The following is a 15,830-nucleotide window of genomic DNA, read 5'->3' as shown; positions in this document are numbered from 1 at the left end:
CCGGTCCCCCTCCCCGCCATTCCCTGGCCCCTGTCCGCGCGGACCGCCGGTGCCGTTGTGGCGCAGGCGGAGCGGCTGGCCGAGTTCGTCGAGCGGCATCCTGAGGTGTCGGCGCAGGACGTGGCGCACGCGCTGGCCACCACGCGGGCCGGGCTGGAGCACCGGGCCGTGGTGGTGGGCGCCGATCGCGCCGAACTCCTCGCCGCGCTGCGCGCGTTCACGCCGGACGCGGTGGCCCCGGCCCTGCCGCGCGGCGCGGCCGGCACCGGCAGGCTCGGCTTCCTGTTCACGGGGCAGGGTGCCCAGCGCGCCTCGATGGGCCTCGAACTGCACGCCGCGTTCCCGGCGTTCGCGGCGGCTTTCGACGAGGTGTGCGCGCACCTCGACCCGCTGCTGGACCGGCCGCTGCGCGAAGTGATCGCGTCGGGCGACCGACTCGACGAGACGGGCTACGCCCAGCCCGCCCTGTTCGCCGTCGAGGTGGCGCTGTACCGACTGTTCGAGTCATGGGGCGTACGGCCCGACCTGCTCGCCGGGCACTCGGTCGGTGAACTGGCCGCCGCGCATGTGGCGGGCGTCCTCACCGTCGCGGACGCGGCGGTCGTGGTCGCCGCCCGGGGCCGGCTGATGCAGGCTCTGCCGAGGGGCGGGGCGATGGTGGCGCTGCAGGCCACGGCCGACGAGGTCGAGCCGCTCCTCGCCGGGGCCGGCGGGCGCGTGGGCGTGGCGGCGTTCAACGGCCCCTCGTCCACGGTGGTGTCGGGCGACGAGGACGCGGTCGCCGGGATCACGTCCACGGTCCGCTCGTGGGGCCGCGCGACCAAGCGGCTGATGGTCAGCCACGCGTTCCACTCCCCTCTGATGGAGCCGATGCTGGAGGAGTTCGGCCGGGTCGTGCGGGGCGTGTCCCTGAACGCGCCGGAGATCCCCCTGGTGTCCACGGTCACCGGCCGCATCGCCACCGAGGCGGAACTGCGTTCGCCCGACTACTGGATCCAGCAGGTGCGGCAGACGGTCCGCTTCCTGGACGCGGTCCGCACCCTCGCCGAGCGGCAGGTGACCACCACCCTGGAGCTGGGCCCGGCCGGGGTGCTGACGGCGATGGTCGACGACTGCGTGTCCGGCGTCGGCACGGTGACCGCCGTCGCCGCCGTACGGTCCGGCCTGTCCGAGCCCATGGCCGCGGTGACGGCGCTGGGGCGGCTGTGGAGCGCGGGCTTGCCCGTGGACTGGCCGGCCTTCTTCGCCCCCGCCGGGCCCCGGCGGCGGGTGGACCTGCCGAGCTACGCGTTCCAGCGGAAGCGCTACTGGCTGGAGTCCGGCCCCGCCGAGGCGTCCGGGCGCTCCGGGGGTGCGGCCGGCCATCCGCTGGTGGACGCGGCAGTCGAGATCGCCGGCCGTGACGAGCTGGTCCTCACCGCTCGTCTCACGGCCCGCTCGGCCCCGTGGCTCGCCGGGCACACCCGCCACGGCGAGGTCGTGCTGCCCGTCTCCGCGCTGCTGGACGTGGTGTTCCGCGCCGCCGACGAGGTCGGCTGCACGGTGGTGGACGAGCTGACCGTGCGCCGCCCCCTCGTCCTCCCCGAACGCTCCCGGGTCCGGGTCCAGTTGACCGTCGGCGCGCCGGACCCCACGGGCACCCGCGCCTTCACCGTCCACACGGGCGCCGACGAGGACCACCCGGCGTGGACCGTCGCCGCCTCGGGGACTCTGAGTCCCGCCGGCCGGGAGGCCCCGTTCGAGCTGGGGGCCTGGCCGCCGGCGGGCGCGGAGGCCCTGGACGGGGCCGACGGGGAGCGGGCGGCGTATCCGGGTGTCTCGGCCGTCTGGCAGCGCGACGGGGAGCTGTTCGCCGAGGTCGCGCCCGCCGAGGACACGCACGTCGACGGGTACGGGCTGCACCCGGCGCTGCTGGAGGCCGCCCTGCACGGCACGCTGCTCGCGGCCGGGCGGGGCGGGGTCGTCGCGGAGGTGCGCGGGGCCCGGCTGCATGCGGTGGGCGCCTCCGCGCTGCGGGTGCGGCTGACCCCCGGTGCCGAGGGGGGCTGGGCGGTACGGCTCGCCGACCCGTCCGGGCGGCCGGTCGCGTCGATCGCCTCGGCCGTCGCCCGCCCGGTCGGCGCGGCCGAGGTCGCCGTGGCCCGGTCGCGTCCGCTGGACTCGCTGTTCCGGGTCGCCTGGAACCCGGTCGTTCCGGCGGGCCGGGACTGCGCCGCGCTGGCCGTGCTGGAGACGGGCTGCGGGGACCTCGGGTTCGAGGACGTCCGCAGGATCGCCGATGTGGACACGGCCCTGGACTCGCCGGTCCCGTTCGACGCGCTGCTCGCCCCGTTCGTGTTCGCGCCGGGCGGTGATGTGGCGGCACGGGCACAGGAGGCGACGCGGCGGGCGCTGGCCCTCGTCCGGTCCTGGCCGTCGGACGAGCGGTCGGCCGACACCCCGCTGGTCGTGGTGACCCGCGGCGCGGTCGCCACCGGCCGGGGCGCCGACCGGCGGGCCGGGGTGTCCGACCTGGTCGCCGCCCCGGTGTGGGGTCTGCTGCGCTCGGCCCAGTCGGAGATGCCCGGCCGGATCATGCTGGTCGACCTGGACGACGACCCGGCGTCGGCGGAGGCCCTGCCCTCGATCGTCGCCTCCGGCGAACCCCAGGTCGCGGTGCGCGGCGGGACGGTGCTGGTCCCGCGTGTGGCCCGGCCGGCGCCGGCCGACGACGTGCCGGCGCCCACGCCCTGGCGGCGCGACGGCACGGTCCTGATCACCGGTGGTACGGGGGCGCTGGGTGCCCTCTTCGCGCGGCACCTGGTCCGGGAGCACGGGGTGTCCCGGCTGCTGCTGGTCAGCCGCAGCGGCCCGGCGGCCCCCGGTGCGGACGCACTCGCCGACGAGCTGGCCGAGCTGGGCGCCAAGGTGACGATCACGGCCTGCGACCTGGCGGACCGGGAGGCCCTCGGTGCCCTGCTCGCGACCGTCCCGGCGGAGCACCCCCTCACCGGGGTCGTGCACACGGCCGGCGTGAACGACGACGGGATGATCGCGGACCTGACCCCAAAGCGGCTGGCGGCCGTGCTGCGCCCCAAGGTGGAGGCGGCATGGAACCTGCACGAGCTGACGCACGATCACGATCTGTCAGCGTTCGTACTGTTCTCTTCGGTGGCGGGTCTCGTGGGCGGTCCCGGCCAGGCCAACTACGCCGCCGCGAACGCCTTCCTCGACGCGCTCGCCGAGCACCGTGCCGCCGGCGGTCTGCCCGCGACCTCGGTGGCGTGGGGCCTGTGGGACGCGGCCGGCGGCATGGGCGGCGCACTCGGCGAGGCCGACCTGAAGCGGATCGCCCGCACCGGTCTGCTGCCGGTGACCGAGGAGCACGGCCCGGGTCTCCTCGACGCCGCGTTGCGGCTGGGCCGGCCGGCGCTGGTGGCCACACCCCTCGACGTGGCCGCCCTGCGCGCCCGCCCCGCCCAGGTCCCGATCGTCTTCGCCGGTCTGGCGCGGACACCTGCCCGGCCGTCCGCCGGGGACGACGCCGCGGACACGCGGTCGCTTGCGCAGCGCCTCGACGGGCTGCCGGAGGAGCGGCAGCGCGAGATCGTGGCGGAGTTCGTGCGCGCCGAGGTCGCCCTGGTGCTCGGGCACGGCGACACGTCCGCGATCGGCCCCGACCGGCTCTTCACCGAACTCGGCTTCGACTCGCTGATCTCGGTGGAGCTGCGCAACCGGCTCGGCGCCGCCACGGGACTCCGGCTCTCCGCCTCCGTGGTCTTCGAGCACCCGACCCCGGCGGCGCTGACGAGGCACCTGTGCGCCGAACTGCTCACGACGGCCGCGGAAGCGGCCCCCGCGGCCGTGGACTTCGTCGCGGAGGTGCGGCTCGACGACGACGTATGGCCGGCCGGCGAGATCAGCCGGGTCTCCGTCAACCCCCGCGAGATCCTTCTGACCGGGGCCACCGGGTTCCTCGGGGCGTTCCTCCTGCGCGACCTGATGCGCTCGACCCGGGCTCGTGTGCACTGCCTGGTGCGCGGCGCCGACCGGGCCGACGCCGAACGGCGACTGCGGGCGAACCTGGAGTGGTACGAAGTCCTCGACGAGGTGGACCCGGACCGGATCTCCGTGGTCGTCGGCGACCTCTCCGCGCCACGGCTGGGGCTGACGGAGGACGAGTTCGACGATCTGGCGCGCTTCGTCGACGTCGTCTACCACGCGGGTGCCACGGTGAGCTGGCTGCGGCCCTACACCGAGTTGCGGCGGTCCAATGTGGACGGGACGCGGGAGGTGCTGCGGCTGGCCGCCCGGCACCGCACCGTTCCCGTGCACCATGTCTCGACGAGCGGTGTCTTCCCGGCGCCCGCGCCCGGCGCCGAAGGCGTCCCGGCGAAGGTGACCGACCCGACCGGCCCCGCCGAGGAGCTGTGGAACGGCTATCTGCAGAGCAAGTGGGTCGCCGAGCAGGTCATCGGGATCGCGCGGGAGCGCGGGCTGCCGGTCTCGATGTACCGGGTGGACGTGGTCTGCGGCGACCAGCGGGCCGGTGCCTGCCAGACGAGGGACTTCGTCTGGCTGAGCCTGAAGGGCCTGCTCCGGGCGGGCGCGGTGCCGGACCGGCTCGCCGGGTCCTTCCACATGGTGCCGGTGGACTACGTCAGCGGGACGATCACCACCCTCGCGACCCGGGAGGAGGCCGCTGGCCGCACGTTCCACCTGTTCAACGAGCAGCACCAGGCCTTCGCCGACCTCGTGGACCATCTCCGGTCGTACGGCTACGAGTTGCCGGTCCTGGACTGGGACAGCTGGCGGGAGCGGGTGCGGGCCGACCGCGACAACGCGCTGGTGCCGCTGCTGGACGCGTTCGAGGCCCTCATGGCGGGCGACGGCCGCGCGACCTACCCGCCGCTGGACGTGTCGGAGACGGAGCGGGCACTGGTCGGCACCGGCATCGAGTGCCCGGAGATCGGGCGCGAGCTGTTCGAGAAGTACGTGGGGTTCTTCGAGCGCGCCGGCTACTTCCCGAAGGCCGACGCCCACCGGGTGCCGGCGGCCGACGCATGAGCCGCGCCCCCCTGCGCGCGACCTGGGATTTCTACACAGTGAGGAGCGACAACCGTGGGTACAGCTGAGCGGAACCGCGCGATCGTGCTGGGCGCGAGCATGGCCGGGCTGCTGGCGGCGCGTGTGCTGGCGGACGCGTACGACGAGGTCGTCGTGGTGGACCGGGACGAGCTGACGGACGACGACCTGCCACGCAAGGGCGTGCCGCAGGGCAACCACGTCCACGCCCTGCTGGCGCGTGGCCGGCACATCATCGAGGAGTTGCTGCCCGGCATCACCGACGAGCTGATCTCGACCGGCGCGGTGACCGGTGACGTCACCGCGAATGTGCGCTGGGTCATGGAGGGGCGGCGGATGCCGCAGCCCCACTCGGACATGCTTCTGCTGTCGATGAGCCGGCCGCACCTGGAGCAGCGGGTGCGGACCCGGGTGCGGGCGCTGCCGAACGTGTCGTTCCTGCACCGGCACGACATCACCGGGCTGCTGACGTCGGAGGACCGGCGGACGGTCGTCGGGGTGTCGGTGGTGGGGGGCGGCCGCTCGCGCGAGCTGGCCGCGGATCTGGTGGTGGACGCCACCGGGCGACGCTCCCGCACCCCGGCGTGGCTGGCGGAGCTGGGTTTCCCGGAGGTGGCGGAGGACCAGCAGCGGATCGGGGTCGGTTACACCACGCAGTACTTCCGGCTGCCGCCGGAGCTGATGGGCGACGACATCTCCATCGACGTGGTGGCCTCGCCGGAGACGGGGCGCGGCGCGATCTGCGCCACCATCGAGGGCGGTCGCACTGTGGTGACGGCGTACGGCTTCCTCAGCGACTACCCGCCCCATGACTCGGAGGGGTTCCTCACGTTCCTGAAGTCACTGTCGGGGACCGACATCTACGACACCGTGAAGGACCACGAGCCGCTGGGCGACCCGGTGGCGTACCGCTTCCCGGCGAACCTGCGCCGCCGCTACGAGCTGATGACCTCGTTCCCCGCCGGGCTGCTCGTCCTCGGCGACGCGGTGTGCAGCTTCAACCCGGTGTACGGGCAGGGCATGACGGTCGCCGCCCTGGGTGCCATGGTGCTCCGCGACCATGTGTCCCGGCCGGGCGCACCGCGTGCCGAGGAGTACTTCACCGACCTCGCCGAGGGGGCGGTGGACGCGGTGTGGTCGATGACGACCGGCGCCGACCTCGCCTTCCCGGGCGTCGAGGGCGAGCGCACCGAGGAGTGGCGGGAGGAGCAGGCGTACGTGGGGCAGCTCCTGGAGGCGGCCACCCGCGACCACTCGCTGCTGACCTCGTACGCCCGTGTGGTCTTCCTGGTCGACCCGCCGGAGGCGCTGGTAGCGCCGGAGATCCAGTCGGCCGTCCGCGCGGCGTCCCCGGCCGCTCCCTGACGACCGAGCCCCACTGCCCCTTCCCCTCCGGCTTTCCCCGGACTTCCCCGACAGCTTCTCTCTGACGGCTTCGCTATGACGGCTTCTCTCTGACGGCAGGTGACATGAACGACACTCCCGTTCTGGTACTCGGTGGTACGGGCAAGACGGGCCGCCGCGTCGCGCGGCGGCTCGCCGAGCGCGGGCGTACGGCCAGGGTGGCGTCCCGCTCGGGCGCTCGGCGTTTCGACTGGTGGGACAAGGAGACATGGGCGGCGGCCGTCGAGGGGGTCGAGGCGGTCTACGTGGTGGACGAACAGGGGCCGCACGCGGCGGAACTCCTCGCGGACTTCGCCGCGTTCGCCACCCGGCGGGGCGTCGGGCGACTGGTGTTCCTCTCCGCGCGGACCCTGGAGCAATGGGCCCACGACGAGGGCAGGTTCGCCGCCGAGCGCGCGGTGCGGGAGTCGGGGACGGAGTGGACGATCCTGCGGCCCACGTGGTTCTCGCAGAACTTCAGCGAGGACCGTCTGCTGGCGCCGGACGTCGCCGCCGGCGAGGTGATCCTGCCGGACGGCGAGGGCGTCGAACCGTTCATCGACGCCGAGGACATCGCGGCCGTCGCGGTGGCCGCGCTCACCGAGGAGGGGCACGCGGGTGAGCTGTACGTTCTGTCGGGGCCGCGGCTGATGACGTTCCCCGAGTGCGTCGGCCTGATCGCCGAGGCGGCGGGACGGAAGGTCCGCCCGGTCGTGGTGGACCGCGAGGAATACGCCCGGCATCTCGTCGGGCGGGGCTACGCACGGGATTTCGCGGATTTCATGAACGAGCTCTTCGACACCATTCGTGACGGCCGGACGGCTTATCTCTCCGACGGTGTGCGGCGGGCTCTCGGCCGGGAGCCGCGTGACTTCCGGGTATACGCGGCCGAGACGGATTGGGACGCGGTCTCGGCACGGTAACCGCAGCGTCTCCACTGCTGGTCAGCGGTGGTTACCGGGGTGTGGCCCGGTCGTTCCGGGCGGCCAGTAGCGTTCAACGGGTCGAAATGCGCGGCGCGATGCCCAATCCGCCCGATGTCCATCTGTCAACTCTCGTCCAACTCCCTCGCGGGGGAATGAATGGAGCGGCTCATCCATGGCCAGCGGAAAGTACGACAAGTATTTGTCGAGCGACATCGAGACGCATCAGGAGATGTTCGGCGAGGCGTTCAACTCCGGTGACGCGGACGCCGTCAACTCGATGTACACCGAGGACGCCGTCGGCGTCTGGGACCCCGGTGTGCCGCTGACGGGCCAGGCCCGTCGGGACCGGGTCAAGGAGTTCATGTCCTACGGCCCGACCGTGGACGCGAAGGTGCTCCAGACCCTCGTGACCGGTGACACGGCGATGCTGATCGTCGAGTGGTCGATGGAGACCAAGGACGCCGACGGCAACCCGGAGCACCTGGAGGGCGTCGCGGTGGACGTCCTCCAGCGCGGCGAGGACGGCAACTGGCGTTACGTCGTCGACAACCCCTACGGCGTCAGCGGTCCCCGCACCGCCGAGGAAGCCGCTGGGGCGTAGCCCCTGTGGGGGCCCGGGTGCGCCGGGCGTCCGGGCCCCCGTGGGTTCAACCGCCCGTCGGCCAGGGTGTTGCGGCGGGCCGGGGCCGCCCCGAAGGACTGGCGGTAGTCCGTGGGCGTCACCCCGACGTGCAGGGTGAAGTGGCGGCGCAGGTTGGCCGCCGTGCCCAGGCCGCTGAACTCGCTGACCCGCTCGATCGGCAGGTCGGTGGTCTCCAGCAGGGTCTGCGCGTGCGCGAGGCGCTGGTTGAGCAGCCACTTGAGCGGGGTCATCCCGGTGGCGGCCTGGAGGCGCCGGAAGAAGGTCCGGGTGCTCATCCCGGCCTGCTTGGCCATGCTGTCGACGGTGAGGGGCTGATCGAGGTGGCGGGCGGCCCAGTCCATGACGGGGGCGAGGCTGTCGTCGTCGGTGACCGGGACGGAGAGGTCCACGAACTGGGCCTGTCCGCCCGGCCGGTGGCCGGAGACGACCAGTCGGCGGGCGAGCTGGTTGGCGACGTGGGCGCCGAGGTCGCGGCGCACGATGTGCAGGCACAGGTCGAGTCCGGCCGTCATGCCGGCACTGGTGAGGACCCGGCCCTCGTCGACGTAGAGGACCGAGTCGTCCACCTCGACCTCGGGGTAACGCTTGGCCAGGTCGGCCGTGTTCAGCCAGTGCGCGGCGGCCCGACGGCCGTTCAGGAGCCCGGCCTCCGCGAGTGCGAACGCCCCGGTGCACAGGGACACCATGCGGGCGCCGGCGTCGTAGGCGCGGCGCAGCGCGTCGACGAACTCGGCGGGGAGGGACTCCCCCTGGTTGACGACTGCGTCCGGCACCGAGGGAACGATCACGGTGTCGGCGGTGACGAGGTCCTCGACGCCGTGGGTGGTGCGCACGGAGAACCCCCGTGCCGGGCCGGCGGCAAAGGGCGGGGTCACCGAGCACACCCGCAGGTCGTACCAGGGGTCGGCGAGGTCCGGCTGGGGATCACCGAAGACCGCGTAGGCGATGGCCGTCTCGTAGACCTCGCACACCTGCATGTCCGTGTCGTTGACCAGAGCGATGGCGACAGAGCCAGGAGTCATACCGCCAAGCCTACGGCGGGAATTTTGCGAAGGTCGGCACTTCTGCCACTGTCCGCCGCTCGGACCGCGGTGCGAGCGTTGCGGGCAGTGGGTTGACCATCGCCGAGATGCAAACCATGCAAACCACAGTGTGAATTGGAACGGGAGTACGCAATGTCGAACACCAACGCAGCCCAAGCTCCGGTGTCGGTCATCGGTCTGGGCCTGATGGGCCAGGCGTTAGCCGCTGCTTTCCTCAAGGCGGGGCACCCCACCACCGTGTGGAACCGCACGGCCGCCAAGGCCGACCAGCTCGTCGCCGAGGGCGCCACCCGCGCCGGTTCGGTCGCGGATGCCATCGCGGCGAGCCCGCTGGTCGTCGTCTGCGTCACGGACTACGCCGCCGTGCGTGAGCTGCTCGACCCGCTGGCCGGCTCGCTCAAGGGCAAGGCCGTGGTGAACCTGACGACGGGCACCTCGACGCAGGCCCGCGAGACCGCCGAGTGGGCGGCGGGCGTGGAGACCACCTACCTCGACGGCGCCATCATGGCGATCCCGCCGGACATCGCCACCGACGCCGCCGTGCTGCTGTACAGCGGTCCGAAGGCGGCCTTCGACGAGCACGAGGCGACGCTGCGCGCACTGGGCGCCGCGGGCACCACGTACCTGGACACCGACCACGGGCTGTCCGCGCTCTACGACATGTCGCTGCTGGGCATCATGTGGGGCATCCTCAACGGCTTCCTCCAGGGCGCCGCCCTGCTGGGCACCGCCAAGGTGAAGGCCACCACCTTCGCACCGCTGGCCAACACGATGATCAACGTGGTCACCGAGTACGTGACCGCGTACGCCCCGCAGATCGACGAGGGCAAGTACCCGGCCGGCGACGCCACCATGACGGTCCACCAGGACGCGATGGAGCACCTCGCCGAGGAGAGCGAGACCCTCGGCATCAACGCCGAGATGCCCCGCTTCTTCAAGGCGCTCGCCGACCGCGCGGTGGCCGACGGCCACGCCGACAGCGGTTACGCGGCGCTGATCGAGCAGTTCCGCAAGCCCTCCGCCTGACGGACGCGTTCCACCCGGCCTCCGGGGTACGGCCCACCAGCCGTATCCCGGAGGCTTTTTGCATTCCGCCTGCACGTAGTTCTCACATTTCAATCCTCGACAACCCATCTGCCGTCCGCCAAACGGAATTACCCGCGGAAGACCGAAAATCGCCGCTGCTCGACTACGTTGGCAGCGTTTTCCGGACACGGTCCGAAGATCCGGGGGAGTGCCCGGCATTCATGCCGGCGACACATCAAGGAGAAATGTGAGTACACCCAACGAGCACGGCGCGATACCGGCCAACGAGAACACGGCGTCCGGTTCCGGCCGGACCGCGTCGCGGCTGCCGCGGCGCACCCTGCTGAAGGCGGCCGGAGCCACCACGCTCGTCACCGCGACGGGTACGGCCGCCGCACGGGCGGCCGCCGCGGCGGAGCTGAAGAACGACTTCGACGTCATCGTCGTCGGCGCCGGCCTCGCCGGGGTCACCGCCGCGCGCGAACTGAAGGCCCAGGGCAAGCGCGTCCTCCTGCTGGAGGCGCGCAACCGCATCGGAGGACGGACCTGGACCGACACCTACCAGGGGCAGCAGATCGAGCGCGGCGGCGCCTGGGTGGACCCGCTCCAGCCGTACGTGTGGCGGGAGCTGAACCGCTACAAGCTCCCGATCATCGCCGACGCGGGGGTCGAGCGAAGCATCCTGCCCACCCTCGACGGATTCAAGGAGTACGACCCGACCGAGGCCTACGCCCGTCAGAAAGAGCTGTTCACCCCGTTCTTCGAGGACGGCAACCGAGAGTACTTCGAGCGCCCCTACGAGCCGCTCTACCGCGAGGACCTGGTGCGCAGGCACGACGGGTTCTCGCTGCGCGACCGGCTCGACCAGCTGAGGTACGCCCCTGAGGACGAGATCCGGCTCACCAGCACGACCTCGCTGTACGGCGGCTCCAGCAAGCGCGGCGCGCTGACCCACCTCACCCAGTGGTGGGCGCTGTCCGGCTGGAACTTCGACGGCTTCCACGGCGTCAACACCTACCGTCCGAAGGACGGCACGATCTCTCTGCTCAAGGCCATCCTGGCGGAGGCGGCGCCCACGCTGCGCCTGAACTCCCCGGTGGCCTCGGTCGAGCAGGACGGCAGCCGGGTCCGGGTGGTCACCCGCGCCGGGCAACAGTTCGTCGCCCCCGAGGTCATCATGGCCGTACCGGTCAACGTGTGGAAGACGATCAGGTTCACCCCGGAGCTGCCGCAGGCGCACCGCACGGCCTCCACCGCGGGCATCGGCGTGCCGCACGAGAAGAAGCTGTGGCTGGATCTGAAGCGGCCCGCCGACCGCTTCGTCGCGGAGGCCCCGGAGGGACACCCGATCTGCATCATGGGCCGCTTCGACGTGGGCCAGCCGGTGGTGGCGTTCAGCGTGAAGGACACCTTCGACGTACGGGACCGGAGGCAGGTCGAGGCGGCGGTGAAGGACATCCTCCCGGACGCCCAGCTGCTCAGCTACACGGCCCACGACTGGCACGCGGACGAGTTCGCGCTGGGTGTCGGCGCCTTCCGACAGCCGTTCCAGCTGACCCGGCTGCACCGCGACATCCAGAAGCCGCACGGCCGCGTCAAGTTCGCCGGCGGCGACATCGCCGACGGCTGGAGCGGCTACATGGACGGGGCCGTCGAGTCGGGCATCCGCGTGGCCGGCGGCAAGCCCCTGACCGCCGCCGAGATCGGCCGTCTGACGAGCGCGGCGGCCCTGCGGGCCCCGCAGGTCGACCGCCGGCTGTACCGCTCGATGTCGGCGTTCTGACCCGCGCTCCCGGCCCGGTCTCCCCCTGATCTGCCGACGGTCTACGGGCGGTCTTCGGAAACCGGCGCCGCGTCACCGGCAGCGGACTTCGGTCCGCTGCCGGTTTCAGGTCTCTCACGCATTCCTTCTATTCCCGCGACATTCACCGTGGGCCGAGAAACGCGAGGATAAGGTCAGGATCATGAGCATAACTTCGGATACTCTCGCAAAGGATCCGGCGGAGTCGCTGTTCGCCTGGTTCCGTTCGATGCTCGACACGCAGCCGGTGTACCGGGACCCGGAAAAGGGATGGCAGGTGTTCGGTTACGCCGACATCTCGCGGATCCTCGCCGACACGACCACCTTCTCCTCGGACACCGCCCGTGCGTTCAATCCGCCGCAGCCCGATCTCGACTTCTTCGACATGGGCAATCTGGTGACGACGGACCCGCCCCGGCACCGCCAGCTCCGCTCGGTGATCAGCTCTGTGTTCACCGCACGGGCCGTGACCGGGCTGACGCCCCGGATCGAGAAGATCACCAACGCCCTGCTCGACGGTGTGGGCGACGCCGACCGCTTCGACCTGATCGACTCGCTGGCCTACGCCCTGCCCATCAATGTGATCCTCGAACTGCTGGGCCTGCCGGTCGAGGACGAGCCGCTGTTCCGGGTCTGGGGCGAGGCCCTCGGCACCGTGGACGCCGCGACCGTCCCCCCGGAGCAGTTGGAGAACGAAGTCGCCCCGGCGGTACGGGAGATGAACGCGTATCTGCTGGAACACGTACGGCGGCTGCGCAAGAACCCCACCGACGATGTGCTCAGCAGGCTCGCCGGCGCCAAGGTCGACGGCGAGTACCTGGACGACGGTGAGATCGTCGGGGTGACCGGTCTGACCATGTTCGCCGGGCACGCCACCACGATGGCCCTCATCGGCAACGCCGTCCTCCTCTTCGACCAGCACCCTCAGATCGGGGCCGCGGTGCGCGCGGACCGCTCGCTGCTGCCGGGCGCGCTGGAGGAGGTGCTGCGGCTGCGGCCGCCGTTCCCGAGGCTGGCCCGGATCACCACCGCCGACACCGAGCTGGGCGGTCACACGATCCCCGCCGGGTCTCTGGTGACGCCGTGGATAGGGGCCGCGAACCGGGACGGCTCCCGGTTCCCCGACCCCGACCGGTTCGACATCCACCGCACCACCAGCCACCTGGTGTTCGGCCAGGGCATCCACTTCTGCCTCGGCGCGCCGCTGGCCCGTCTCGAGGCGAAGGTCGCCCTGAACATCCTGATGGACCGTTACCGGGACATCGCGGTGGACGAGACCGGCTCCCTGGAGTTCGAGAACCCCAGGCAGCTGATCTCGCCCACTCGTCTACCGATACGGGTGTCCGGCTGACCTCGGCAGGCACGGGTCCGGCGCGGCGGTCTGCGGACCGCCCGCGCCGGGTCCGCACCGCTCGTCCCTCAGGGAGGCCGAGCCGGACGCCAGGATGCGGCGCAACTGGGCGCGACGGGCGGCCGGATCGTCACCCGCTCCCTCCAGCAGCGCCTCCAGCAGTCCCCCGGCGGAGGTGTTCAGGCCGCTGGCCGTGGTGGACATCAGGAACTCCAGCAGCCGGTCGATGGCCGCGTCGGAGATCGGCTCCAGGGTGAGCGTGAGTCCGTGCCGGATGCCGCTGCCCCACTCCGGGCGCCGTTTGAGCAGCTCCGGCCGGGCGGTGGCGATCACCAGCAGCGGCAGTGAACCCACCGACGGCGCGAGGTCCTTGACGAAGTCGACCAGGACGTCGTCGGCCCAGTGCAGGTCCTCGAAGACCACCACGAGCGGGCCCCGCCCCGCGATCTCCGCGAGCAACTGCCGCGACGCGGCCAGGGCGTCGGCGACCGCGACCCGGGTGCTCGCGCAGATCTCCGCGTCGAGGAGCGGGTGCAGTCGCGTCAGCATCCACTGCCGCTCGTTCTCGGTCTCGACCAGCCGCTCGACGGTGGCGGTGAGCTTGGCCCGGGTCGTCTCGGCCGAATCGCCCCGCAGGATCCCGCAGCAGGACGCCACCAGGTCGTACAGGACCTCCAGCGGCTCCTCACCGATGACGGGCCGGCTGCGCACCACCAGAAGCCGTACGGCCTCCGGGTTGGCCGCGACCCGGCGCTCGAACTCCATGATGAACCGGGTCTTGCCGATGCCGGGTTCCCCCAGCACCGTCACCAGATGGGGCCTCGTCTGGTGACGGGTGCGCTGGAGCAGGCCGCGCAGCACGTCCAGGTCGTACTCGCGGTCGATCACGGGTACGGCGTGCAGGGCGACGTACTCCTGGCGGAAGCCTCCGACCTGCCAGCCGGGCGAGGAGTCGCCGCGATGGTAGGTGACCGCGAACTCGGTGGCGCGGCGGGTGTCGTCGCAGACCCGGATCTCCCCGGCGGGGGTGAGGTACAGCAGGGTGTGGCACTCGTCGAGGAGAGCGCCGTTGACCGACGGCGGGACCTCGTCGCGGTCGGGTTGGTAGCGGACGAGCGCCTCGCCGGTGGCGACCGCCGCCTGGACGGAGACCCCGCGCGCGGCGGCCGTGGCCGGTCCGGCGGGGGCCGCCGCGACACCGAGGCGGTCGCGGATCGTCATCGCCGCGTGCACCGCCCGTTCGGCGTCGTCATCGCCGCTGCGGGGCACCCCGAACAGGGCGAGCCAGATCGGGCCGATCGAGGCGGTGACCGTACCGCCGAGGCACTCGACCTCCTCGCGGATGACCGCGGCCGCGTTCTCGGCGGCCTCGTCTATCCGCTCGGGATCGCTGTCGCCGTCCTCCGGGCTGAGCTGGGCGCGCACGATGAGGACGCTGACGTCCTTGCGCTCGGCCACCATGGTCGGCAGCACGGGCGTGGCCGCGGCCGGCGGTTCGACGGCCGGCGGCCGGGTGGCCGGCTCCTCGGGGGCCCTGCCCTCGTCGACCCGACGGTCGGTGGGTACGGCCGGAGCGGCGGGGGTCTCCGGCCGTGCGGGTCCGGCGTCCGGGACGCCCGGGAGGGTCGGGCCGCCCGGGAGGGCCGGTTCCGCGCGGTCCCGGGGGGCACCCGTCATGAGCAACTCGATCTGCTGCCGGACGCCGACCGGGACCAGTGCCGGGTCATGGGCGAGAATGGCCTGCTGCAATGCCTTGAGGACATGACCCGGTTCAAGTCCGAGTTTTTTCACCATTTCGGTGCGGGCGCCGTGATAAACGTCCAATGCGTCCGTCTGCCGCCCCGATCGGTAGAGCGCCAGCATGAGTTGTCCGAGCAGCCGTTCCCGCAGTGGCTCGGTGGCCACGGTCTTCTGCAGCTCGGCGAGTATGCGGTGATGATGACCGCACGCCAACTCCGCCTCGAAGCAGTCCTCCAGAGCGTCCAGGCGGGCGTTACCGACAGAAGTCAACTCCGGCCAGTCAATTCCGGTTTCCACCAGATCCGCCAACACCGGTCCCCGCCAGAGGGCAAGTGCGTCGCGCAGCAACAGGGACGCGTTCTCCGGCGATCCCGCCGCCAGTTCCGCGCGGCCCTTCTCGACCAGCCCCCGGAAGTTGTGGAGGTCCGTCCGGTCGGGTGCGACGCGCAGCATGTAGCCCGGGGCCTGGCTCAACAGCTCCACACAGCCCGGGTCGCGCTCGTCCGGGGAGAGGGCCCTGCGCAGTCTCCACACGGAGTTCTGCAGTATTTTCCGGGCCGACTGAGGTGCTTTACCTTCCGGCCACAAAGCCTCTATCAACTGACTGCTCGCCACCACCCGGTTGGCGTTCAGCAACAGAAACCCGAGTGTCGCGCGTTGTCTCGTTCCGCCCAGTCCGACCAACTGGTCACTGCAAACGACCTCTAATGGGCCCAGCATTCGAAACCGCATCGCTTACCCCCGTTACAGATTGCTCAAGTTCTTACGAGCGACCGCCTTCGAGGCCCCCTTGCACGGGCATACTCAGGTGTCAACCGGTGCCACCCCCGTGTCCCCGTCTGCGCAGGTCGAC

General features: G+C 71.9%; 9 protein-coding genes. 7 read left to right on the top strand and 2 right to left on the bottom strand.

Annotated features, from left to right (window positions below; translation table 11 throughout):
- From L0P92_RS16245 to L0P92_RS16230, 4 genes are all read left to right on the top strand, one after another.
- Positions 1-5,046 (top strand): thioester reductase domain-containing protein (locus L0P92_RS16245; protein ID WP_372497270.1); only part of this gene is annotated, 5,046 nt, incomplete at its 5' end.
- Between the two features lie 54 nt (positions 5,047-5,100).
- Positions 5,101-6,429 carry an NAD(P)/FAD-dependent oxidoreductase gene (locus tag L0P92_RS16240; RefSeq protein WP_234763418.1) on the top strand — a complete coding sequence of 443 codons (1,329 nt, stop codon included), beginning with the start codon at positions 5,101-5,103 and terminating at the stop codon, positions 6,427-6,429.
- 104 nt (positions 6,430-6,533) lie between these two features.
- Entirely contained in the window at positions 6,534-7,370 is an 837-nt protein-coding gene (locus tag L0P92_RS16235) for an NAD(P)H-binding protein (protein WP_234763417.1), read from the top strand.
- A 175-nt stretch (positions 7,371-7,545) separates the two neighbouring features.
- Complete coding sequence (locus L0P92_RS16230; protein ID WP_234763416.1) at positions 7,546-7,974, top strand: YybH family protein; 429 nt, start codon at positions 7,546-7,548, stop codon at positions 7,972-7,974.
- On the opposite strand, the gene L0P92_RS16225 is transcribed toward L0P92_RS16230, so the two are convergent.
- The gene (locus L0P92_RS16225) at positions 7,926-9,038 is read right to left on the bottom strand and encodes a helix-turn-helix domain-containing protein (RefSeq protein ID WP_234763415.1); all 1,113 of its coding nucleotides are present in this window, start codon (positions 9,036-9,038) and stop codon (positions 7,926-7,928) included. The two genes, L0P92_RS16230 and L0P92_RS16225, sit on opposite strands and share 49 nt — an antisense overlap.
- Positions 9,039-9,191: 153 nt before the next feature.
- On the opposite strand from L0P92_RS16225, the gene L0P92_RS16220 reads away from it, so the two are divergent.
- The 3 genes from L0P92_RS16220 to L0P92_RS16210 all read left to right on the top strand — a co-directional run bounded on the left by L0P92_RS16220 (position 9,192) and on the right by L0P92_RS16210 (position 13,237).
- The gene (locus L0P92_RS16220; RefSeq protein WP_234763414.1) at positions 9,192-10,085 is read left to right on the top strand and encodes an NAD(P)-dependent oxidoreductase; all 894 of its coding nucleotides are present in this window, start codon (positions 9,192-9,194) and stop codon (positions 10,083-10,085) included.
- A gap of 247 nt (positions 10,086-10,332) precedes the next feature.
- Positions 10,333-11,868 carry a flavin monoamine oxidase family protein gene (locus tag L0P92_RS16215; protein ID WP_234763413.1) on the top strand — a complete coding sequence of 512 codons (1,536 nt, stop codon included), beginning with the start codon at positions 10,333-10,335 and terminating at the stop codon, positions 11,866-11,868.
- Between the two features lie 181 nt (positions 11,869-12,049).
- A complete protein-coding gene (locus L0P92_RS16210) occupies positions 12,050-13,237 on the top strand; it encodes a cytochrome P450 (RefSeq protein WP_234763412.1) in 1,188 nt (395 codons plus the stop codon).
- Here L0P92_RS16210 and L0P92_RS16205 read toward each other — a convergent pair.
- A complete protein-coding gene (locus L0P92_RS16205) occupies positions 13,214-15,697 on the bottom strand; it encodes an ATP-binding protein (RefSeq protein ID WP_234763421.1) in 2,484 nt (827 codons plus the stop codon). The genes L0P92_RS16210 and L0P92_RS16205 overlap by 24 nt on opposite strands.
- Positions 15,698-15,830: the final 133 nt, after the last annotated feature.

The organism is Streptomyces muensis (assembly GCF_021474425.1).
Lineage (GTDB): Bacteria > Actinomycetota > Actinomycetes > Streptomycetales > Streptomycetaceae > Streptomyces > Streptomyces muensis.
The sequence above is the reverse complement of the archived record's forward strand: the minus strand, read 5'-3'. Positions and strand labels throughout refer to the sequence as shown.